Here is a 22,032-nt window from a genome sequence, read left to right on the forward strand (position 1 = left end):
AGGCCGGGAGTTTTTATACCTGAATGACTTAACCCCGCCTGTTTTATCTATCCTTGGAGTTCAGCAACCGCGATCGGCATTGCGCGAAGCCACACCCCAGCGCTCAAGCGCCTGGTCATCGCTGGCTTTGGCGTCCACCCAGCCTGCCCCTGCCGTACCGCTTTCCTTCTTCCAGAACGGTGCCTGTGTTTTAAGGTAGTCCATAATGAACTCGCAGCCCTGAAAAGCCGCTGCCCGGTGTTGCGAAGCCGTCACCACCAGCACAATCTGTGCGCCAGCAGCCAGGCGGCCTACACGGTGTATCACCGTGGCATCCAGCAGCTTAAAGCGCTCTATGGCTTCCTGCACAATTTTCTCAATGGCTTTTTCAGTCATGCCCGGGTAGTGTTCCAGTTCCAGCGCATATTCATGCACTGCCTGGCCTTGTGCCCGCACCAGCCCGACAAAGCTTGCCAAAGCACCTGTTTCAGCGTTACGCTGACTCAATGCCCGGCATTCTGCATTCAGGTCAAAATCTTCGGACTGTACGCGTACTTTCATAAGCTAACCACCTGTGACGGGCGGGAAAAATGCCACCTCATCACCATCGTTCAAAACCGCCTGTTCATCCGCCATGTCCTGATTCACCGCACAGCGCAAAACCCGCCCGGCCTCAAACGCTTCCTGATACGAACCACCGCGCGCTGCCAGCTCACGGCGCAGATCAGCCACACTGGCCGCAGCCGATTCAAAAGGCTCGTGATCACGCCCAAGCAGTTCACGCACACTGGCAAAATACAGCAGTTGAATATGTTTTGTCATGCTCATGTACTCAATTCACTCAGCCGGATGTAGCTGACCTGATCCCCAGGATGCACTTCGGTACGCGCAGGAATATCCACCAGCCCTTGCGCCCAGGCCATTGAGGTCAGCACGCCGGAGCTTTGGTTTGGATACAGCTCCACCAGCCCGTCATCATTCATGCGCGCGCGCAAAAACTCGCGCCGCTCTTTGGTTTTGACACTGAAACTAGCTTGCAGTTGCACCGCATGGCGCGGGCTGACCTGCCGCCCCGAAAGTTTTTGCAAAAACGGGCGCACCGCCAGCAGGAACGTGACAAACGACGCTACCGGGTTACCGGGCAGGCCAATGAACCAGGCATAACCTTTTTCATTGGGCCAATTAACCTGCCCGAATGCCAGCGGCTTTCCGGGCTTGACCGCCAGTTTCCACAACTCGATTTTGCCCAGGTTGGTCACTGCCTGCTTCACATGGTCTTCCTCTCCCACGGAAACACCGCCGGAGGTCAGAATCAGGTCGTGCTCCTGCGCCACCTGTTGCAAGGCATCCTGCACCACAGGCAAAGAATCCTGCAAGATACCCAGGTCCGATACGTCGCACCCCATCTGGTGCAGCAGGTCATTGAGCACATAACGGTTTGAGTTGTAAATACTGCCGGGCTTTAAAGGGTGCCCCGGCTCGGTCAGCTCATCGCCTGTGACAAACAGCGCCACCTTCGGCCGCCGGAACACCTCCAGCTCTGCCTGCCCGACGGATGCAGCCACACCGATATCAACCGTGCTCAACCGTTTACCGGCTTCAATCACAACCGCGCCGGCTTCAATATCTTCCCCTGCCCTGCGGATGTTGTCACCAAAACGAGGCAACCGGTCCAAAACCGCCAAACCACCTTCCTGCAGGGTGACATGCTCCTGTTGAATCACGGCATCAGCACCTGGTGGAACCGGCGCACCGGTAAAAATCCGTACCAGCGTACCTGCCTGCACCGCTTCCCCTGTATCGCCTGCGGCAATGCGCTGGGAAACAGCAAATGCTTTTTTGTTCTGAATATCGGCTTCACTGACATCCATGCAACGCAATGCATAACCATCCATCGCGCTGTTGTCAAAAGAAGGCACGCTCAGCACTGAGCGAACCTCTCGCGCCAGCACGCGCCCGTGAGCCTGCTGAATCGGTATCTGCTCCGTTTGCGTTAAAGGCGCAATACATGCCAGCATGCGGCTTAGCGCATCGTCAAGTTCAATCAGTTTTTTTTCAGAACCCATATCCCCAAATTCCTATGCTGTACCTGGCTTTGCAAGCACCTGCAATCAAATTGTAGATGAAATCAGCTTACCGTTTTTCAGCTACGCTCATAGACAAACAGATCTGCATGCGCATCCAGCCAGCCCACCAGGGCACCGATATCGTCAGGCGAAAAAACCGGTAGCTTGCTTGCAACAGGCAGCCGGTCTACATCATCGGTGATCAATGCTTTCACATGTGCATCGTTCTGATACAAGGCCGGCTTACCCACACTGTGGCGCCATACTTCAATTTTGTTCAGGTCAGCGTGCTTGAAGCCTTCCACAATCACCCAGTCGCAGGGCTGAATATGCGCCAGCACTTCATGAATATCGGGCTCGGGCTGCTCATGCTCCAGCTCCCTGATCAACATCCAGCGCTGAGCGGTAATCAGCACTGTTTCGCTGGCCCCGGCCTTGCGCAGCACCCATGAGTCTTTGCCCGGGGTATCCACATCCACATCGTGATGCGCATGTTTAACCACCGAAACCGTCTGCCCTTGCGCGGTTAACGCAGCAATCAACTGCTGTGCCAGGCGTGTTTTGCCTGAACCCGACCCACCGCAAATACCCAGTACATGCATCATGGCAGCCTGCTGTTACACGTGTTTGACAATATAGTCCTTGACCGTCTTCACATCCGCAGGCACAACTTCAAAACGCTTAGGCAGGCCCATCAGGCCCTTGGCCTGCTGCGGCATCGGCGGCTCAATATCTAAAGCCTCTTTGATAGTCGCCGCAAATTTGATCGGCTGCGCCGTTTCCATCACAATCGTGGGTACAATGCCGTTCATGTGCTCACGCGCGACCTTCACACCATCGGCGGTATGCGGGTCGATCAATACCTTGTGCTGCTTGTAGACATCGGCAATGGTGTGCAGCCTGTCCGCATGGGTGCTGGTGCCTGCAACAAAGCCATAATAGCTCTCCAGCATGTCAAACTCGGCTTCATTGACAGAAAACCCGCCATGCTCTGGCACTTCCACACCGAACAACTGCCGCGTGCGCGGTGCATCGCGTCCGGTCAGGTCATAAATAAAGCGTTCAAAATTGCTGGCCTTGGAAATATCCATTGACGGGCTGGATGTTTCAAACGTTTCACTGGGTTTGCGCACACGGTAAGTACCGGTAGAGAAAAACTCCTGCAATACGTTATTTTCGTTGGTTGCCAGTACCAGGCGGTAAATCGGCAATCCCATCATATGGGCCACATGCGCGGCACAGATATTGCCAAAGTTGCCCGAAGGCACCGCCAGCGAAACGCGCGCGTCGTCTGAGCTGACCACCTGGAAATAACTGTAAAAGTAATACACCACCTGAGCCAGCAGGCGTGCCCAGTTGATGGAATTGACTGTGCCAATGTTGTAGCGACGTTTGAACTCCAGATCATTCGAAACCGCTTTGACAATATCCTGGCAGTCGTCAAATACACCCTGCACCGCCAGATTGTGGATATTGGCATCCTGCAGCGTATACATCTGCGCCTGTTGGAACGGGCTCATGCGACCATGCGGGCTCAGCATAAACACATTGATGCCTTTTTTACCGCGCATCGCGTATTCGGCCGCACTGCCCGTATCGCCGCTGGTTGCACCCAGGATATTGAGCGTCTGGCCGCGACGCGCCAGTTCATATTCAAACAGGTTGCCCAGCAACTGCATTGCCATGTCTTTAAAGGCAAATGTCGGACCATTGGACAGATGCGCCAGATACAGCCCTTCCTCCAGCCTGGTCACCGGTACAACCTTGTCGGAGCCAAAAGCCTGGGCGGTATACGTTTTGTTGATCAGCTGCCGCAGGTCACTGCTGGGAATATCGCTGATAAACAGCGAGCAGATCTCAAACGCCAGTTCAGGATAGCTCAGGGTACGCCATTTGGCCCGCACGGTTTCATCAACCTGCGGGTATTCATCGGGCATATACAGCCCGCCATCCGGCGCCAGCCCTTCAAGCAGAATCTGGCAAAAGCTTTTGCGGGTATCATCCCCGCGGGTGCTGAGGTAGTTCATGAGCACTCACATCCTGTTGATTGGGTTAACGGCACCATATATCGAAAAACCACTGCCCGCAGGCAGTGTGCCCTATTTCCAGGGCACAAGTACCGTTATTGCAACTCTTCCTTGCGTATCCGGCGCACACCAAATACCGACGGCAGCGATTCAATCAGTGCAATCGCCTGATTCATTGCGCGTTCTGTCGTTTCATGTGTCAGAATCATCAGGTCGGTCTGGTTTTCATTGGCATCGCTGACTTCATCTGACTCCCGCTGAATCACCGCATCAATGCTGATTGCCTGGTCGGCCAGAATACGCGTCACCTGCGCCAACACACCGGCTTCATCTGCCACACGCAGCCGCAGATAGTAGCTGGTCACCACCTCTTCCATCGGCAGTATCGGCGTGTTGCTCAATGCATCGCTCATAAACGCCAGGTAGGGTACCTGGTGCGCCGGGTCAGCGGTTTCCATGCGTGCAATATCCACCAAGTCGGCAATCACGGCTGAAGCCGTCGGCTCACTGCCCGCTCCCTTGCCGTAATACAGCGTTGCGCCTACCGCGTCGCCCTGCACCACCACGGCATTCATCGCGCCATGTACATTGGCAATCAGGCGGCTGATCGGTACCAGAGTCGGATGCACACGCAGTTCAATGCCTTTTTCAGCAGCTTTGGCAATGCCCAGCAGTTTCACACGGTAACCCAGTTTTTCGGCATAGGCAATATCGGCGGTTTCAAGCTGGCTGATGCCTTCGATGTAGGCTTTGTGAAACTGCACCGGCACCCCAAACGCCAGCGAACAGATCAATGTAATCTTGTGCGCGGCATCCACCCCTTCGATGTCAAAAGTCGGGTCAGCTTCGGCATACCCAAGCGCCTGTGCGTCTTTGAGTGCGCTCTGAAAATCCACGCCTTTTTCGCGCATTTCTGAAAGAATGTAATTGGTGGTGCCGTTGATGATACCGGCCACCCACTGGATGCGATTGGCCGACAAGCCTTCACGCAGCGCCTTGACAATGGGAATGCCACCGGCAATCGCCGCTTCAAACGCCACGATCACACCTTTGGCACGGGCGGCGGCAAAAATTTCGGTTCCATGCTCTGCCAGCAACGCCTTGTTGGCCGTAACCACGTGTTTACCTGCCGCAATAGCCGACAGAATGACTTCCCTGGCCCGTGTGGTGCCGCCGATGAGTTCAATCACCACATCCACATCAGGCGCGGTTGTAATCTCATCAAGTTCAGTGGTGTACTGGTAGGCATCGCCAAAATCCTGGCGTGCTTTTTCCACTTCGCGTGTGCCAATGCGCACAATTTTTAATGTGCGCCCGGTCCGGCGGCGAATTTCATCCTGGTTGCGGCTCAGCACGTTCACCACGCCGCTGCCCACAACACCTGAACCCAAAAGACCCAATCTCAAAACCCGATGTTCTTTATCACTCATCTCATACAACCATATTTAATCAACAAATATCACAATGAACCGTTCGCAATAGCGCTGCTTCTTAACTCAGCTTGTTGCCTTTCCTGTTTTAGTCTGCGCTTTTTCCGCCACAGGCTTAACAGATGAGGCCATGTACACCGGATGCCGCTTGCGGTACCCGTCCAGATACTTCGCCATGCGCCCAAACGCCTCGGCCAGCACATCCATATACGGCAGAAAAACCACCCGGAAATGGTCCGGCGTAGCGTAGTTAAAACCGGATCCCTGTACCACCAGCACACGTTGCGTCTCCAGCAGATCCAGCGCAAAGTCCTGGTCGTTTTCAATCGCGTACACTTTGGGGTCCAGCCGAGGGAACATGTACAGCGATGCTTTCGGCTTGACACAACTGACACCCGGAATCTGGGTCAACAAGGCATGCGTCAAATCTCTCTGGCGTGTCAGCCGTCCATCCGGTGCCACCAGTTCCTGAATACTCTGGTAGCCGCCCAGTGCCGTCTGAATAGCCAGTTGCCCCGGTGTGTTGGCGCACAATCGCATGGAAGCCAGCGTATTGAGCCCCTCAATATAGTCAGCCGCCTGCCGCTTGGCACCGGAAACGATCATCCAGCCAGCCCGGTAGCCGCAGCCACGGTAGGCTTTTGACAACCCATTGAACGTGATAAACAGCACATCATCAGCCAGTGAAGCAATTGATGTATGCACATTGCCGTCATACAGAATTTTGTCGTAGATCTCGTCAGCAAAAACAATCAGGCCGTGCTCGCGTGCAATCTGCACGATTTCTTCCAGCACGCTGTCAGGATACAGCGCACCCGTCGGGTTATTCGGGTTGATCACCACAATGGCGCGCGTGCGGGGTGTGATCTTTGCGCGGATATCAGCGGTATCCGGCAGCCAGTCAGACTGCTCGTCGCACACATAATGCACCGGCCTGCCGCCAGACAGTGAAGTGGCAGCGGTCCACAGCGGATAATCAGGTGACGGAATCAGCACTTCGTCGCCATCATTGAGCAGCGCGTTTAAGCTCATCGCAATCAGCTCAGACACACCATTGCCCAGAAAAATATCTTCCACTTCCACATGGGGAATGCGTTTTTGCTGGCTGTAGTGCACCACGGCCTTACGCGGCGCAAACAATCCTTTGGAATCGGTATAGCCTGCGGCATCGGGCAGGTTGTGGATCATGTCCTGCACCACTTCATCAGGCGGCTCAAAACCGAATGCCGCCAGATTGCCGATATTGAGCTTGATGATTTTAATACCGTCTTCTTCCATCTGACGGCAACGATCAAGCACCGGTCCTCTGATTTCATAGAAAACCTGCGACAATTTGTTCGACTTTTGCACTGACTTCACGATGACACCGCTTTTCAAAACGCTAAAGTGGTAATTGTCCCACACTGTGAGCTTTTTGACACAAAGAATTGCTGCAAATGCAGCAACCAGCATACAGTTGGCGCCATTTACGCCTTGTGCAAATGCCTGGCTACATAAAAAAAACAGCAGACAACCGTTTCAGTTGTCTGCTGCCCTTGTATCTCAGATAAGCGTTAGGCGGCTCAGGGAATGACCAGAACCGGAATTTTAGACTGGCTCAGCACATTACTGGCCACGCTGCCCATCAGCAGGCGGTTCAGCCCGCGCCGGCCATGTGTACCCATCACGATCAGATCGCAATGATGCTCCTTGGCCTGCTCCAAAATACCCTGGTCCACATGAGAAAACTCCAGCAGCACGCACTCCCCTTTGATGCCCTGCTCTTTGCACTCTTCCTTCACGGTTGCAATGACCTGATCGGCCTCAGCCCGGGCCGCGTTAGCATATTCGGCCACATTCACGTAAGGCGAAGGCTCCATGACATACAGTGCCACCACAGGAATATTGAATTTCTTGGCAACCTCATACGCTGCCTGGCGCGCTTTGGCAGAAGCTTCTGATCCGTCTGTCGGAACCAATACTTTCATGAACATGTTTGTGTCTCCTTTATCTCAAATCACATCAGCTTGATAGCAAGCCAACACAATATAGCCTAAAAATCCAGCTTCATTCAAAAAATATATGAAAAGTGTACCTTCCTTTAGAATTTGTGGTCTTTTGAGAGATAACCCCTATTTACCTCGTCTTGGCCGACGACCTACTTTCAAACGAAAAAACGCCACATCATGAAGATGTGGCGCTTCATTATCCATCACGGTAGTGGCTTACCAGATTTCAGGGAACCACCAGCACTGGCACTTTGGACTGTCCCAGCACGCTGCGGGCTACGCTGCCCATCAGCAAGCGGTTGATACCGCGGCGGCCATGGGTGCCCATGACAATCAGGTTGCAGTCGCGAGACTCAGCCTGTTCCAAAATACCCTGGTCCACGTTGGCAGCTTCCACCAGAACCGTTTCACATTTAACACCCTGGTCCTTGCACTCTGCTTCGACCGCTTCCAGCACTTTGCTGGCCTCGGCACGCACTGCACTGGAATACTCAGCCAGATCAGGCACACCCACTTCTGCCAGCCCGACATAAGGCAGGGGTTCGATCACATACAACGCTACAATGGGAATATCAAACATTTTGGCGACTTCCACTGCTGCCTGGCGCGCTTTGGTGGAGGGCGCAGAACCGTCGATTGGTACCAGTACTTTTTTAAACATATGTGACTCCTGAGCTGATTTATTTGAGGTTGTATCACTTACAATATAGCTCAATAAGCCTTTGCTGTAAGCCAACTCCCTAATCGCCAGTAAAGTATTTTTTTGAGGGTGACTCTTTTTAAGCATCACATGCACAACCCGAAAAGGTCCCCCACCGGCAGATTGGGCTTAGCATCAGCCAAGCAGCTATTTCCATGAAAGCCTTGTAAGATTACAACCCTTCAAAATAGAATTTTAATCATTTGACATGCAAAACGCAGATAAAGGCAACAACCTGCACCTTCAGGGTCAGGGACTTCGCATCGGAATCGTTCAGTCCCGCTTTAATACCGAAATTACCGGCACGCTTGCCAAAGCCGCGCAGGCAGAATTGGTGCGCCTGGGCGTATCCCCGCAAGACATTCTGTTAATTCAGGTTGCCGGGGCGCTTGAAATCCCGGTCATGCTGCAGGCCCTAGCCAAACAGGGCGCTTTTGACGCACTGATCGCATTAGGCTGTGTCATCCGGGGCGAAACCTACCACTTTGAACTGGTGGCTAATGAAAGCGCTGCTGGCGTCACCCGCGTAACCCTGGACCATGGCATCCCGGTTGCCAATGCCATTCTTACGACCGAAAATGAAGCCCAGGCACGGGCACGTATGCAAGAAAAAGGGCTTGACGCCGCCCAGGTCGCCATAGAAATGGCACAACTTCTGAAACAACACTCTGTGAAAGCAGGCCAATGAACAGCACTGATTCAACCGCACAGCCCACATCGCCCGACAGCCATAAAACCAAAAAACCGCAGAAATCTGCCCGGCGGCGCGCCCGCGAATTCACATTGCAGGGCATTTACCAGTGGCTGGTTTCGGACAATGACCCCGGAGCTATTGATGCGCAGATTCGTGGAATGGACGGGTTTAAAAAATCAGACGCAGCCCATTATGACGCCCTGCTGCACGGCATCATTGCAGACGCCTCAGCCATTGATGCGGTATTGGCCCCGCATGTTGACCGCAAAACCACCGATCTGTCACCCATTGAGCATGCCATTTTGATGCTGGGCGCCTATGAGTTGCAGCATTGCCTAGACATTCCTTACCGCGTGGTCATTAACGAAGCCGTGGAGCTGGCTAAAACCTATGGCGGCACCGATGGTTTCAAATATGTCAACGGCGTGCTGGACAAAGTAGCCGCTCACCTGCGCCCCGCTGAGGTACAGGGCTGACCTGCCGCCAGGCGCAGTCCAGCAGGCATCGTTTTTAAGCTCATGGTTCCATCCATAAATGGCAGGTACGGTATGCTCCGGACAAAAAACCGCGCATTTCTCTACAATACCCCACATGCACAACTTTGAGTTTTCACTGCGAATCTATTGGGAGGACACCGATGCCGGAGGCATTGTGTTTTATGCCAATTACCTGAAATTCTTTGAACGTGCCCGCACCGAATGGCTGCGTACGCTGGGTATCAACCAGCAACGCCTCAAAGAAAGCGAAGGCGTCCAACTGGTCGTCAGCGAAACCCACGTACGTTACCTGCGTCCGGCCAGGCTGGATGATATGTTAAGCATCACCACAGCCGTCAAAAATATCGGACGTGCATCCATTACCGTTGAACAACAGGCCTTCCTACAGTCAACCCATGGTGAACTTTTGTGCCATGGCGAGATTCGAATCGGGTGTGTAGATGCCACAACCCTGGCACCCTGTCGTTTCCCATCAACTTTAGCCTCTGTATTACCTTCGGCATGAATCAAGATCTGTCTATTGCCCACCTCATTCTCAACGCCAGCCTGGTTGTTCAACTGATCATGGTACTGCTGCTGCTGATTTCAGTCATCAGCTGGGCCGTCATTTTTGCCAAATGGGGCGCTTTCCGGCGCCTGCATGCGCAAAACAGCCGTTTCGAGCGCATGTTCTGGTCCGGAGACGCTTCGCTCAATGAACTGCAGCAATATGCACTTCAAAATGAAAAATCGGGCAGTACCAGCCGTATTTTCGCCGCCGGCATGCGCGAGTTTTTAAAGCTGCGCGAGCGCCACGCAGACACCAATACCACCATCGATGGCGCACGGCGTGCCATGCGTGCAAGCTATCAGCGGGAAATGGACTCTGTTGAAACCCAGTTGCCTTTCCTGGCCTCTGTCGGGTCAGTTTCACCTTACATCGGCCTGTTTGGTACGGTATGGGGCATCATGCACGCTTTTACCGGGCTGTCCAATATGCAGCAGGTGACGCTGGCCACCGTCGCCCCAGGTATTGCCGAAGCTCTGGTTGCTACCGCGATCGGCCTGTTTGCAGCAATTCCAGCCGTACTGGCCTATAACCGTTTCAGCGCCAATTCCGACAAAATAGCCACCCGGCTGGAAGCATTCATGGATGAATTTACCAATATTTTGCAACGGCAAATTCCTGCCGAAGGCGCAACCCGTACCTAAACCGGCAATATCTGCCCTCATGCAACGAATGAACTGATACCATGGCTGTTGACTTACCGAAAAGAAAACGTGTAAAGCCCATGTCGCAAATGAATGTGGTGCCTTACATTGACGTCATGCTGGTGCTGCTGATCATCTTCATGGTCACCGCCCCCATGCTCACCATGGGAGAAATCGAGGTGCCCAGTGCGGGGGCCGCTTCGCGTGCGCCTGAGCAGTTTGTCCGGGTTTCCGTTTCAGCCGGCAACGAAATCAAAGTCACCGATAACACCGGCGCCACCACACCGGTCACCCTTTCGCAGCTGGTGGAGGAAGTCCGCGCCATGCAGGCCGGTAACGAAAATACGGCTGTCATCATCGCCGCGGACAAGCAGATTCCCTATGAACAGGTCGTCAAAATACTCAACACACTCAATGAAAGCGGTATCAAAAGGGTCGGATTGCTGGTAGCCCAGCAGTAAGCATGACCTCCAGTATGTACATGATCAGCAGTTCAGATAAACCACCATGCCTTCGCCACTAGACCACTCCACGCTAAAGCCTCCCAGCACCACGCTCAAAGGACGCTACATTTTGCTGGCTGTCGCGGTGCACGTGCTGCTGATCATTGCATTGAGCATGAATTTTTACTGGCGCAGCGAAACACCCCCACCGGCCCAAGCCGAGTTGTGGACCGCATTGCCCGAACCGGTTCAGACTCAGCCCGTTCAACGCACGCCGGCTCCTGCCCCTGCCCCCCAGCAGCCAGTGCAGCCCCCTCCACGCGTAACCCCGCTGCAGCCCAGCGATGCTGAAATTGCGCTGGAGCAGGCCCGGCGCCAAGCGGCCGAGCGCGAACGGCAGGCAGCGGAACAACAACGCCAGGAACAGGCACGCAGAGAGCAAGCCCAACGAGAAGAACAACAGCGCCAGGAACAGACCCGCAGGGAACAAGCCCAGCGTGAAGAACAGCAACGTCAGGAGCAAGCCCACCGCGAACAGGCTCAGCGCGAAGAACAACAACGCCAGGAGCAGGCTCGGCAGGAACAGGCGCAACGTGAAGAGCAACAGCGCCAAGAACAAGCCCGACAGGAGCAACGCCGCCAAGAGCAGGCGCGTCAGGAGCAGGCCCGCCGCGAACAAGCCCAGCGCGAAGCTGCTGAACGCGATCGCCTGCGTCAGGAGCAACTGGCACGGATACAAAGTATGGCTGGCGGCAGCGGCAACAGCACTTCGGGTGCTTCTGGCCCGACCGGCGGCACCGGCCGCGCGTCAGACGCTTATGGAAACCGTCTTGCAGGTATTGTGAAACGCAATATTGTCTATGCGGGGGACAATAATGACAATTCAATGACCATTGTTTATGTCGAAACAGACAACAACGGCAATATCAAAACCGTCAGAATCACGCAGTCCAGCGGCAATCAGGCCTGGGATGACGCCGTGGAAAGAGCCCTGTGGAAAACAGCGCAACTCCCGGCTGATATCGACGGCAAACGACCAACCACCACATTTAACTTTCGCTTCAGACCGAATGATTAACCGGCTGTATCAGAAATAACATAACCGCACAGCGGTCCATCTCGCCTATACAGAGCTGTGGCAACACCGTGAATACAGCTGCATCTGTTGCAGGCAGATCAGCATCAATGCGGAAACAACGGTTTATGTCCGAACAGATGGCATCGGTTATATCAAAACGGTTAGAATCATCTAATTTAGCGGCGACCATGCAGAAAATACTGCAGCGGTCCAAGCACTTTTGAAAACAATGGCACTTGCGGCCAATACAGATGGCAAACGTCCAGGTATCACGTTTAACTTTCGCTTCAGGCACAACCATTAACACCATGATCCCAATTTGATATGTCTGCACATGGCGCCCGCCTTTCCTTTAAACAATACCTTCTGATTGCCTTCTTTTTGATGGCCTCGCTGTTTGCCGCCAGCTCATTCATCGGCATCAAAACACTGGATTATCTGGGCAAACGCAGCCAAGAGACCGCCACCAGTGCCGTCAAACTCAATGAACTGGCACAAGACCTCAGCAGTGTGGGCATGGTGATGGAGCGCTCAGCCCGCCAGTATATGGTGCTGATGGATGCCCCTTTGCTGCAAAGCTATGAAGAGTCCCGCAGCCGGACCAATCAGATCATTGCAGAGCTGCGCAAACAAAACGTAGTCACTGACGAGCTGGTTGAACAATGGCGCGATCAAACACAGCAGCTCTCCGAGATACTGACATCCATTAAAAACCAGCCCGAAAACATTGCGGAACTGCAACATCAGTTGATAGACCAGTTTCAAAATCTGGAAGCCACGCAGACACTGATCAATACAGCCGTTCAAATGATCAGTGACCAGCGCAATCAACAACTCCAAGATGATATTGCACGGCGCCAGCACTGGATGACCCAGTTGATGATCGGGCTGGTCGCAGTCGCATTGCTGATGGCCCTGGCCTTTGGGGTCTGGCTCGCCAGGCCGTTCAGACGCATTGAAAAAGCCATCGTCCGGCTGGGAGAAAACCAGTTTGATACCGTTATTGATATCCATGGCCCGGCAGACGTGCGCAAACTCGGCCGCCAGCTGGACTGGCTGCGCATGCGCTTAGCAGAAATAGACGCCGATAAAGCCCGCTTTCTCAGGCATACATCACACGAGCTGAAAACACCTTTGGCTGCCTTGCGTGAAGGCATTTCGCTGTTGCAGGAAGGCCTTGCCGGCACCCTCAGCAGCAACCAGAAAGACGTGGTGCATATCCTGCAGCAAAATGCTGTCATTCTGCAAAAGCAGATTGAAGACCTGCTGCGCTTCAACGCCGCAGCGTTCGAGGCCCGTAAACTGGCACGCAAACCGACTAATTTGCTGGAGCTGGCAGAAGACCAGGTTGATGCCCAGCAATTACAATGGCAGGCCAATGACCTGCATCTCCGGGTGGATGGCGAGCCTGTGGTTGCCGAAGTCGACCCGGAAAAAATTGCCACTGTGCTCAGTAACCTGCTTTCCAATGCCATCCGCTTTTCGCCACCGGAAGGACACATCAATATCCAGGTTAGCTCTCAGGGTGAAAAAGCATACATTGATATCATTGATGAAGGTCCGGGCATTACCCCACAAGACCAGCAACACATTTTTGAACCTTTTTACAGGGGCAAAGTACAACCTCAAAATGTTTCACGGGGTACCGGCATTGGTTTATCCATTGTGCAGGAGTATATCCATGCACATGGTGGACGTATCGAGCTGATCCCTCATGAACATGGTACTCACTTCCGTATTGAACTGCCTTATGCCAATGTTATCTGACATGACAAATCATTTTTCCGGCTTGATTCAGAGCCGCCGCTTAGCCCCCTTGGTGGCAAGCGTTGCATTCAGCATATTTGCTGCGGGCTGTGCCAGCGACACCTCGTCATCAGATGACGCGTTGACATGCCGTGTTGCACAGGCACCGGCGCTGGTATGCCCGCCCCCGCCACCCACATCGGCAACGGAACCCTATTTAAACAAATTGCTGCTGGCAGACATTAACCGCATTTACGCCCTGCAGAACAGCGCTCTGACTGATGAAATCGCCCAATTATCCGGCCACACGGATGAACCCTCACGCATCAAACTGGCACTGGTTCTCTCCAGAACGCACCAAGTAGCAGACAGCCAGCGCGCGCTCGATATTTTGAAAGATATTTTTAACCAGGCAAGCGACAGCAACAACGCCTGGTATCTGTGGGCCCAGTTGCTCTACCCCTTGATTGAGGAACAGCACAAACTCAACAACCAGCTCGCACAGCAAAACCGCTCTCTGCGTGACAATGCCCGCCAGATTGAAGATCTGACACAAAAACTCAATGCCCTGCGCGCCATTGAAGAAAGCCTGAGCACCCGCACCGCACCTGCGGGCCGAGGCCAATAAGCCGGTAATTCGGTAATCCGGCAGCAGATATATACGGGAAACGGGTTACCGTATCCGGCATCCATACGGCGAAGACATATAATAAACCGTATGGTCATTGACCTGTCTTGCTGCCTTCCTGTCTGATGCACAATGCCATGCAGGCGATAGAACCCGTACAACTCTGATAAATAACACCTTATGCCTAATTCAGCTCAAGCCCGCATTCTTGTTGTAGACGATGACACCGACATGTTGCGCCTGATATCCATGCGCCTGACCGCAGCAGGCTATCGGGTCAGCACCGCAGACAGCGCAGAAAGTGCGCTGAGCCAATTAGCCATTGAACGCCCGCAACTGGTACTCAGCGATGTACGCCTGCCCGGAAAAGACGGCCTGGAACTGTTTGACGAAATCCAGCGCAACCATCCCTCGCTGCCGGTCATTTTGCTGACCGCGCACGGCACCATTCCCGATGCGGTGAAAGCCACCTCACACGGCGTATTTTCCTACCTGACCAAACCTTTTGACGGCAAAGAACTGCTCGATAAAATTTCGCAGGCGCTGTCCTTGAGTGCCCCTGCGGCTAAAGTTTTGGAACCGGCAGACAAAGGTGCCTGGCACGCCAACATCATCAGTCATGCCAGTTGCATGGAAGAACTGCTGGCCGAAGCCAAGCTGGTGGCGGCATCTGACGCCAGCATTTTGCTGTTGGGAGAAAGCGGCACCGGCAAGGAAATGCTGGCACGCGCGATCCACCATGCCAGCCCGCGGGCGAAAAAACCATTCATCGCCATCAATTGCAGCGCTATTCCCGAAACATTGCTCGAATCTGAACTGTTCGGCCACGTGAAAGGCGCTTTTACAGATGCCGTCAATAACCACAAAGGCCTGTTTCAGGAAGCCGATGGCGGCACGCTGATGCTGGATGAAATCGGTGATATGCCGCCATCCTTGCAAGTCAAGCTGCTGCGCGTGCTACAGGAGCATGTGGTGCGCCCTGTCGGGTCAACCCAATCCATCCCGGTAGATGTGCGCATTATTTCAGCCACCCACAGAAACCTGGAAGATGCCATGGCCAATGGCGAATTTCGCGAAGACCTGTATTACCGGCTGAACGTCGTCACACTGAACCTGCCCCCGCTTTCACAACGGCGGGAAGACATTCCACTGCTGGCCAGCCATTTTCTCAATGCCCTGACCCAGAAATACGGGAAAAAAATATCCGGATTTTCACCAGAAGCACTGCGGGCGCTGGCAACAGCTCCCTGGCCGGGCAATGTGCGCCAGTTGCTTAACGTGGTAGAACAGGTATGCGCCCTGTGCACCACACCGCTGATCCCGTTGTCTCTGGTTCAGCGCGCCCTGCGTACCCCCAGCGTGCAGGTACTCACCTACAATCAGGCCAAACAGAAGTTTGAAAGGGAATACTTGGTTGGCCTGATGAAAATGACCGATGGTGTGGTTGCCGACGCAGCACGCCTGGCTGACCGCAACCGTACCGAGTTTTACCGTCTGCTGCAAAAACATGGCCTGACCCCGGGGCACTTTCACAATAAAAATGAAGAAACGCTGCTGGAGCCGCCTGACCTGGGCTAGGTCGTGTTAAAACGACCGCCGGCGTGCAGTTCGGCGATACAAACGATCAAAGCAGAAAAACCCCAACCCTGCCTTCAGATGCGGTGACGGATGGCGCATGAACATAACGGATATGGCATTCGCCAATGCCACCAATACCATCCCGGTGCTGCAATTGGCGTTATTTTGTCTACCGGACATGCACGCCATGATACCCCCCACCAACATCCCCCAATACCTCACCCACGCCGGATACAAACCGACCAATGTATCAACCGATGTATCAGATTCACATTTCTGATCCAATCGCCTGAAAACCGCCCCCATCAACGCCTGCGGTGAACAGCTTGCTCTCCCACCGGTTCTCGGTTTTTTATGCTGTCGCTGTGCAGCGACATACATAATCCATTGTTTTTAAAAGAATAGAGGCTCAGCCCTGATCAGGCTGTCGTTGAGCAGCGACAAATATCCTGCTATTTCCCCTTTAATTCAGTTTTGCGCTGGCAAAAAAATAATAACTATATGTTTTTAAACAAATTTTTAGCAATGGCACAACATTTGCTTTATAGAGAGGCAGAGAACTATTACAGATAACAACTACTTTTACTGATTTAATTTTATGTACAGGCAACATTCGAACAAACGCACAGCTCCTCAGATCAACCGGGGATCTATGGTACCGCAACCCTGGCAAGGCTTCTGGAAAGGCCTGGGGCAAGGTATCCGCAAAGTACTGTTCACCGAAATTCATTTATTTAAACGGGCTGCACAGACGAAACAGGAGCCTTGGCAGCGCGCGGTCAAATTCCGCCGCAGCACTTTGGCTTTACTGACGCTATCCATTACCGCATTTGCAACCTGGCTGTTTACACAGGTTCAGGGCGACTATCACAATGTCTGGCTTCAATATGGCCATGTTGCATTGTTCGCCGTGCTGTCCGCCTGGATCATCGTTGGCTTTAGCACCGCGCTCATGGGGTTCTGGGTATTGCTGCGTGGTGACCGCTACGCCATGACGGCGCAATCCGTTGCGCACGATAAACTGGCATCCGATGTGCGGACTGCCGTCATCATGCCGATTTGCAATGAAGACACCACAACCGTGTTTGCCGGGCTCAGAGCCATTGCAGAATCACTGGCTGCAACTGAAAACGCCAAAGCATTCGACGTGTATGTACTGTCTGACAGCCGCGATCCTGAAATTATTGCCGCAGAACGCAAAGCATGGGAAGAACTGCGCTGGACGCTGGCAAACCAGCACAAAACCCCTGTTGAGGTTTACTATCGCCTGCGTACCCGTCGCGTTCACCGCAAAGCGGGTAACGTTGCAGACTTCTGCCGCCGCTGGGGTAAAAACTACCGCTATATGATTGTGCTTGATGCCGACAGCGTGATGAGCGGAGACTGCCTGGTCACATTGGCCAAACTGATGGAAGCCAACCCTCAGGCCGGTATTATCCAGACAGCCACGCAGGCCGTCGGCCAGGTGACCCTGCACGCCCGTGTGCAGCAGTTTGCCGCCCGCGTCGTGGGCCGCGTCTTTACGCTGGGCATGCAATTCTGGCAATTGGGTGAATCACATTACTTCGGTCACAATGCCATTATCCGTGTTGAACCGTTCATGAAACACTGTGCGCTGGCCCCGATCAAAGGCAAAGGCGGCCTGTCAGGCGACATCATGTCCCATGACTTTGTGGAAGCCGCCCTCATGCGTCGTGCCGGTTACTATGTCTGGATGGTTGCAGACCTTAAAGGCAGCTACGAACAACAGCCACCAGACCTGCTGTCTGAATTGCAGCGAGACCGCCGCTGGTGCCAGGGCAACATTCAAAACAGCCGCCTGATCACAGAACCCGGCCTGCACGGTGTGCACCGTGCCATGCTGGCAACCGGCTTCATGTCGTACTTCTCTGCCCCGCTGTGGATGATGTTTCTGGCATTCGGCACCGCTTTGTGGCTGACAATGCCTGCCACAGCGCATGCAACCGTTTTCAGCCATGAAATGGTCGGCCTGTGGATCATGACACTTGCCATTTTGTTCATGCCCCGTTTACTGGGTGTGCTGGCAGTCATCATCAAAGGTGAACAACGCTTTTACGGTGGCACCTGGAGCCTGATCAGCAGTTCTTTACTTGAAGCCGCAATTGCCTTGCTGCAAGCACCTATCCGTATGGTTGCCCATACCCTGTTTGTACTGACTGCGCTGACCGGTATCAAACTGGAATGGAAATCGCCTCCCAGAGAAGCTGTTTCTGTTCCATGGAATACAGCATTCTCACATTTTGCATCGCTGATCCTGATTGTGACCGCGCTGTTCACATTCATCTGCTACTGGGACGCTGAAGCTGTCGTCTGGCTCTCTCCAGTGCTGCTGCCCCTGCTGCTGGTCGCGCCTATTACCGTGCTAACCAGTCAGATATCTCTGGGTGAGTTGATTCGCCAACATCGTCTGCTGCTGATCCCCGAAGAGGCGCTTTCTCCCATGGTTTTACGCAATGCATGGAAACATATACGTCGTGCATTGCAAGTGGAAATGACCGGAAAAATGCAGCTCGCGGTATAAGCGTTTAAAATAAATTCCAAGCTTGGCCTAAATGAAACCTAGGCACCCCCTCTAAGATTGCCCGTCTTAGGGGGGCGTTTTTTATCTGCCGTATGTCGGCACGACATTCATCCGCACACTTCAAATTTATAACCTGTCTTGCCATGCTTTCCGCCATGCCATGGGTCAAGCTCGGCATCGCATTTATTTCACAGGCGTTATGATGTGTGACAGGCCTTTTGAGCCCTCTTTGAACACGAGCCAGGCTGCTCTTGTGAATAACAACAGATAGCACAAAAAATATTAAAACGCTGCCGCCGCATCTACGCAGGGCTTTGACATAAAAATATGGAAAGTAGCCGCACCGCCTGAAGTCTGTGTTTGTCAAAGCAACGCTGCAATGTACAAAGTACAGGCTTGATGCATTCCTGCCGATATCGCCACAACAACACGGCGGCAAAAGCCCCGGCCTCCTTCTGTCAGCAGCCAGCCTCAGTTTCATCCAGCAGCCATTGCTGCAGCAACTGAGGCAGCTCTGCCACCTCATCCGCTACATCGGCTTCATGCACAGCATTATGGAATAAGGCATTCAGCAGGCGCTGCACAACACCCGCTTGCGGCAGCGAAACGCCAAAATGAACTGCCACGCCTTGCCTGAATACCGCAATGGAAGGAAAGTTCGTCACATCAACGTCTCCTGCCACATCGCTGTCATCTTCCACATCCAGCCAGACAAAAAGCGTTTCAGGAAATTTGCCTGCAAGCTCATCTGTCATGTCACGAAAAGTGCGGCAAGTGCCGCACCATTGGGCGCATAACAACAGCACCAGATTGCCGCCGGCCAATACCTGGGGCAAGCGCTCCTTCAGTTGAGGAAAATCCCCGGCAACCAACTGCAGAACCTGATTCATTTTCCTGATGCTGTTTTCTTTTAATGATCCGGTTAATTACGCACCGCTTTGCCGGTATTGAGCATGCCTTCAATACGCTGCAATGTTTTTTCATTGCCCAGCAGGCGAATAAACTCCTGCCGCTCCAGCGCAATCAGATCAGCCTCGGTCACAACCGTTCCAGCGGCAACATCGCCGCCGGACAGCACACGCGCCAGGCTTTGCCCAATAACCTCATCATACTCAGTGCACTTTTCCGCCTGCTGCCATGCCTGCAGCCGCTGCTGCAATACTTTCTGCAATTCAGTGCCCCCGACAGGGAATGGCTGCTGCAACGGAGGCCGATAGCCGCTGGCAAACATCGCTCTGGCCTGTTGAATCGCCACATACAGCAGCTCATCCTTATGCGGCACCACAATGTCACTGTGCAATGCATATCCCAGTTTGACAGCATCCAAAGCGCTGCCACTGGTCTGCGCGGCCATCACCTGGTCAAACGCCGGCAGGATAAATGGCTCTGTCCCCAGGCCATGACCCGAACCGGCCTTTTCTGCCGCACGCCGCGCCAGATAAGTCAGCCCGCCACCAGCCGGGATCACGCCCACATTGAACTCCACCAGGCCCATGGCGCTTTCCAGTGCCATCACCCGACGGGCGCAATACAACGCGATCTCGCATCCACCGCCCAATGCCTTGCCGTGCACAGCTGCCACGGTCGGCACCAATGCATAACGCAAACGCAATGAAAGACGCTGCAAATCGGCCAGATCTTTTTCAACCGCTGCCGCCCCCTGCGAAGCACATAACTCCATCACCGTTTTCAGATCAAACCCGGCTGAAAACAGAGCATCAGGCGCCCAGATCACCAGCCCCTGATAGCCACCGTTCTCGGCCTCATCAATGGCTTTGTGCAGGCCATGTACTGCTACCCGGCTCAGCGCATGCACTTTGGTTTTCAGCGATGCAATGAGCACAGGCTCATCCAGCGTCCACAGGCGGATGGCCTCATCCTCATAAATCGTCTGCCCGGTCTTTTTCGGATCAAGCGCAGCACCGCCCAGCACATTCTCACGGAAATACTGGCGCTGGTATACCGGCAAGGCACTCTGAGGCAAATAACTGCCCGACTGCGCAGACCATGAGCCTTCAGGCAGATGAACACCATTGCGCCCATCAAACACCCATGCCGGCAGCGGCGCATCGCACAAAGTCAGCTTGGCATCAATATCTTCCTTGATCCAGTTGGCCACTTTTTGCCAGCCGGCCTCCTGCCACAATTCAAACGGGCCCTGCTTCCAGCCAAAGCCCCAGCGCATGGCAAAGTCAATATCACGCGCACACGGGGCCACTTCTGCCAGGTGAACTGCTGAATAATGAAAAATATCGCGCAGAATCGCCCACAGGTACTTCGCCTGGGTATCTGTCGACGTTCTCAACGCATCCAGACGCTGTGATGCGGGCATTTTCAGTATCTGCGACACCACATCGCTGGCTTTCAGCCCGCCCGGCACATAATCACCTTTGGCTGCATCGTACCGCAGAATATCGCGCCCGACTTTCTTAAAGTAACCGGCACCGCTCTTCTGTCCCAACTGCCCCTTGGCAATCAGATCTGCCATGCTGGACGGTAGCTGGTAAATTGCGTGGAATGGATCCTTGGGTAACTGGTCATCCATCGTCTTAATGACATGCATTGCCGTATCCAGCCCCACCACATCCATGGTGCGGTAAGTCGCAGAGCCTGAGCGCGCCAGCTTCTTGCCGGTCAGGTCATCGACCAGATCAGGCGAGAAACCAAACTTGTCAGCTTCCACCATGCCAATCAGCAAAGCCGCAAACCCAATACGGTTGCCAATGAAATTAGGTGTATCAAATGCCCTGACAACCCCTTTGCCCAGCACCGTTGTTGCAAAGGTTTCCACAGTGTCCATCACATCGGCACGCGTCTCACGGGTAGGAATCAATTCCAGATAATGCATCGCACGTGGCGGATTAAAAAAATGAACCCCGCAAAAACGCGGGCGAATCGCCTGCGGCAATACATCAGCCAACTGGTTCATCGAAAGCCCGGAAGTATTGGATGCCACAATGGCATGAGGCGCAATATGGGGCGCAATACGCTCATAGAGGTCAATTTTCCAGTCCATTCGCTCGGCAATGGCCTCAATGATCAGGTCACACTCTGACAACAGCGGCAGATGTTCATCATAATTGGCCTGCTGAATCAGGGCCGCTTCATCAACCACGGCCAGCGGAGCCGGACGCAATTTTTTCAGCCGCTCCACCGCCTGGGACACAATGCCGCTTTTATCGCCTTCTTTGGCCGCCAGATCAAACAGCACCACCGGCACACGCACATTGATCAAATGGGCCGCAATCTGCGCTCCCATCACACCGGCCCCCAATACGGCCACTTTTCTGAACTTGAATTCGGTCATGCAGAGTTCCTTTTTGTCTTCCTGTTACTTAGAATTATTGTCACGCAATGTTTGATGATAGCGCATCTGGCTGCAAAATGGGAGCCACCCCGCATCCCTGCAATCCTGCGCAACCACCAGCGCAGAAAACACGGCAAA

23 protein-coding genes are annotated in these 22,032 nt (G+C 53.7%); 11 read left to right on the plus strand and 12 right to left on the minus strand.

Annotated elements, in window-relative coordinates; translation table 11 throughout:
- Window positions 1-60 precede the first annotated feature (60 nt).
- The 9 genes from AACY98_RS02185 to AACY98_RS02225 all read right to left on the minus strand — a co-directional run bounded on the left by AACY98_RS02185 (window position 61) and on the right by AACY98_RS02225 (window position 8,151).
- Window positions 61-540: a molybdenum cofactor biosynthesis protein MoaE gene (locus AACY98_RS02185; RefSeq protein WP_339801035.1), complete on the minus strand. Its 480-nt coding sequence runs from the start codon at window positions 538-540 to the stop codon at window positions 61-63.
- A 3-nt stretch (window positions 541-543) separates the two neighbouring features.
- Window positions 544-801 carry a molybdopterin converting factor subunit 1 gene (gene moaD / locus AACY98_RS02190; protein WP_339801038.1) on the minus strand — a complete coding sequence of 86 codons (258 nt, stop codon included), beginning with the start codon at window positions 799-801 and terminating at the stop codon, window positions 544-546.
- A gap of 2 nt (window positions 802-803) precedes the next feature.
- The gene (gene glp / locus AACY98_RS02195; protein ID WP_339801040.1) at window positions 804-2,045 is read right to left on the minus strand and encodes a gephyrin-like molybdotransferase Glp; all 1,242 of its coding nucleotides are present in this window, start codon (window positions 2,043-2,045) and stop codon (window positions 804-806) included.
- A gap of 77 nt (window positions 2,046-2,122) precedes the next feature.
- Window positions 2,123-2,650: a molybdopterin-guanine dinucleotide biosynthesis protein B gene (gene mobB / locus AACY98_RS02200; protein ID WP_339801043.1), complete on the minus strand. Its 528-nt coding sequence runs from the start codon at window positions 2,648-2,650 to the stop codon at window positions 2,123-2,125.
- A 12-nt stretch (window positions 2,651-2,662) separates the two neighbouring features.
- Window positions 2,663-4,072: a threonine synthase gene (thrC, locus tag AACY98_RS02205; protein ID WP_339801045.1), complete on the minus strand. Its 1,410-nt coding sequence runs from the start codon at window positions 4,070-4,072 to the stop codon at window positions 2,663-2,665.
- Window positions 4,073-4,167: 95 nt separating this feature from the next.
- Complete coding sequence (locus tag AACY98_RS02210) at window positions 4,168-5,502, minus strand: homoserine dehydrogenase (protein WP_126980656.1); 1,335 nt, start codon at window positions 5,500-5,502, stop codon at window positions 4,168-4,170.
- A gap of 66 nt (window positions 5,503-5,568) precedes the next feature.
- Complete coding sequence (locus tag AACY98_RS02215) at window positions 5,569-6,861, minus strand: pyridoxal phosphate-dependent aminotransferase (RefSeq protein ID WP_126980655.1); 1,293 nt, start codon at window positions 6,859-6,861, stop codon at window positions 5,569-5,571.
- A 203-nt stretch (window positions 6,862-7,064) separates the two neighbouring features.
- On the minus strand, window positions 7,065-7,469 hold the full coding sequence (locus tag AACY98_RS02220) for a universal stress protein (protein ID WP_162615340.1): 405 nt from the start codon (window positions 7,467-7,469) through the stop codon (window positions 7,065-7,067).
- Window positions 7,470-7,716: 247 nt separating this feature from the next.
- Window positions 7,717-8,151: a universal stress protein gene (locus AACY98_RS02225; RefSeq protein WP_126980653.1), complete on the minus strand. Its 435-nt coding sequence runs from the start codon at window positions 8,149-8,151 to the stop codon at window positions 7,717-7,719.
- Between the two features lie 247 nt (window positions 8,152-8,398).
- Between AACY98_RS02225 and ribH the strand changes: the two genes are divergently transcribed.
- The 6 genes from ribH (at window position 8,399) to tolA (ending at window position 12,093) form a co-directional block, all read left to right on the plus strand.
- Window positions 8,399-8,878: a 6,7-dimethyl-8-ribityllumazine synthase gene (gene ribH, locus AACY98_RS02230; protein ID WP_339801051.1), complete on the plus strand. Its 480-nt coding sequence runs from the start codon at window positions 8,399-8,401 to the stop codon at window positions 8,876-8,878.
- The gene (nusB, locus tag AACY98_RS02235) at window positions 8,875-9,360 is read left to right on the plus strand and encodes a transcription antitermination factor NusB (protein ID WP_339801054.1); all 486 of its coding nucleotides are present in this window, start codon (window positions 8,875-8,877) and stop codon (window positions 9,358-9,360) included. The genes ribH and nusB overlap by 4 nt, the downstream gene beginning before the upstream one ends.
- Window positions 9,361-9,475: 115 nt before the next feature.
- Window positions 9,476-9,886, plus strand: a complete 411-nt coding sequence (ybgC, locus tag AACY98_RS02240; protein ID WP_126980650.1) for a tol-pal system-associated acyl-CoA thioesterase — start codon at window positions 9,476-9,478, stop codon at window positions 9,884-9,886.
- Window positions 9,883-10,572 carry a protein TolQ gene (tolQ, locus tag AACY98_RS02245; RefSeq protein ID WP_126980649.1) on the plus strand — a complete coding sequence of 230 codons (690 nt, stop codon included), beginning with the start codon at window positions 9,883-9,885 and terminating at the stop codon, window positions 10,570-10,572. Before ybgC ends, tolQ begins: the two co-directional genes overlap by 4 nt.
- A 41-nt stretch (window positions 10,573-10,613) precedes the next feature.
- The gene (tolR, locus tag AACY98_RS02250; RefSeq protein ID WP_339801060.1) at window positions 10,614-11,033 is read left to right on the plus strand and encodes a protein TolR; all 420 of its coding nucleotides are present in this window, start codon (window positions 10,614-10,616) and stop codon (window positions 11,031-11,033) included.
- 46 nt (window positions 11,034-11,079) lie between these two features.
- A complete protein-coding gene (tolA, locus tag AACY98_RS02255; protein ID WP_339801062.1) occupies window positions 11,080-12,093 on the plus strand; it encodes a cell envelope integrity protein TolA in 1,014 nt (337 codons plus the stop codon).
- Here the strand turns inward: tolA and AACY98_RS02260 are convergent.
- On the minus strand, window positions 12,077-12,427 hold the full coding sequence (locus tag AACY98_RS02260) for a hypothetical protein (protein WP_339801065.1): 351 nt from the start codon (window positions 12,425-12,427) through the stop codon (window positions 12,077-12,079). The two genes, tolA and AACY98_RS02260, sit on opposite strands and share 17 nt — an antisense overlap.
- Here AACY98_RS02260 and AACY98_RS02265 point away from each other — a divergent pair.
- From AACY98_RS02265 to mdoH, 5 genes are all read left to right on the plus strand, one after another.
- Window positions 12,418-13,860, plus strand: a complete 1,443-nt coding sequence (locus tag AACY98_RS02265; RefSeq protein ID WP_126980645.1) for a sensor histidine kinase — start codon at window positions 12,418-12,420, stop codon at window positions 13,858-13,860. The two genes, AACY98_RS02260 and AACY98_RS02265, sit on opposite strands and share 10 nt — an antisense overlap.
- Window position 13,861: 1 nt before the next feature.
- Window positions 13,862-14,467: a hypothetical protein gene (locus tag AACY98_RS02270; RefSeq protein ID WP_339801068.1), complete on the plus strand. Its 606-nt coding sequence runs from the start codon at window positions 13,862-13,864 to the stop codon at window positions 14,465-14,467.
- A 180-nt stretch (window positions 14,468-14,647) separates the two neighbouring features.
- Window positions 14,648-16,045, plus strand: a complete 1,398-nt coding sequence (locus tag AACY98_RS02275) for a sigma 54-interacting transcriptional regulator (protein ID WP_126980643.1) — start codon at window positions 14,648-14,650, stop codon at window positions 16,043-16,045.
- A 97-nt stretch (window positions 16,046-16,142) separates the two neighbouring features.
- Window positions 16,143-16,325 (plus strand): hypothetical protein, encoded by a 183-nt coding sequence (locus AACY98_RS02280; protein ID WP_339801073.1) that lies wholly within the window; start codon window positions 16,143-16,145, stop codon window positions 16,323-16,325.
- A 318-nt stretch (window positions 16,326-16,643) separates the two neighbouring features.
- Window positions 16,644-18,587 carry a glucans biosynthesis glucosyltransferase MdoH gene (gene mdoH, locus AACY98_RS02285; RefSeq protein ID WP_339801076.1) on the plus strand — a complete coding sequence of 648 codons (1,944 nt, stop codon included), beginning with the start codon at window positions 16,644-16,646 and terminating at the stop codon, window positions 18,585-18,587.
- A 458-nt stretch (window positions 18,588-19,045) separates the two neighbouring features.
- Here mdoH and AACY98_RS02290 read toward each other — a convergent pair whose 3' ends face one another.
- On the minus strand, window positions 19,046-19,477 hold the full coding sequence (locus AACY98_RS02290; protein WP_339801079.1) for a thioredoxin domain-containing protein: 432 nt from the start codon (window positions 19,475-19,477) through the stop codon (window positions 19,046-19,048).
- Window positions 19,478-19,509: 32 nt separating this feature from the next.
- Window positions 19,510-21,894, minus strand: coding sequence for a 3-hydroxyacyl-CoA dehydrogenase/enoyl-CoA hydratase family protein (locus AACY98_RS02295; RefSeq protein ID WP_339801081.1), 2,385 nt, complete (start codon window positions 21,892-21,894; stop codon window positions 19,510-19,512).
- Window positions 21,895-22,032: the final 138 nt, after the last annotated feature.

This window comes from Saezia sanguinis (assembly GCF_963921665.1).
GTDB lineage: Bacteria > Pseudomonadota > Gammaproteobacteria > Burkholderiales > Burkholderiaceae_C > Saezia > Saezia sanguinis.